The sequence below is a fragment of the Bifidobacterium catulorum genome (assembly GCF_003129925.1).
Taxonomy (GTDB): domain Bacteria; phylum Actinomycetota; class Actinomycetes; order Actinomycetales; family Bifidobacteriaceae; genus Galliscardovia; species Galliscardovia catulorum.
In genome coordinates this window covers 1-318 of the sequence record NZ_QFFN01000089.1, presented here as the reverse complement: position 1 = coordinate 318, position 318 = coordinate 1, and the positions used below count along the sequence as shown (strand labels likewise).

1 protein-coding gene is annotated in these 318 nt (G+C 66.0%); it reads right to left on the bottom strand.

Going from position 1 to position 318, the window contains the following annotated elements; translation table 11 throughout:
* Positions 1 to 295, bottom strand: a 295-nt coding sequence (locus DF200_RS11280) for an ATP-binding cassette domain-containing protein (RefSeq protein ID WP_146192081.1), incomplete at its 3' end; no start/stop codon positions are given.
* Positions 296 to 318: the final 23 nt, after the last annotated feature.

Genomic DNA, 318 nt, shown 5'->3' with positions numbered 1-318 from the left:
GGTACCGGTCCGTTTTGGCGAGGTCGTTGCCATGGTAGAGCACGCGGCCTTCGGTGGGGACGGCCAGTCCGGACAGCAGCGACAGCAGCGTGGTCTTGCCGGCGCCGGACGGGCCTGTGATGGCGTGGACCATGCCGGGCTGGAAGTCGTGGCTTCTGCCGTCCAGCACCTTCTTGCCGCCTTTGGTGTAGGAGTATGACCCGCGGTCGAGGCGCAGCGCGGGGATGGTCGCGGCGGGGTGCTCGGCTGCGGATGCGGCCGCCGATGGTTCGTTCGCGATGGTTGCATTGGTCATGATGGCTCTTTTCTATGGGGTTT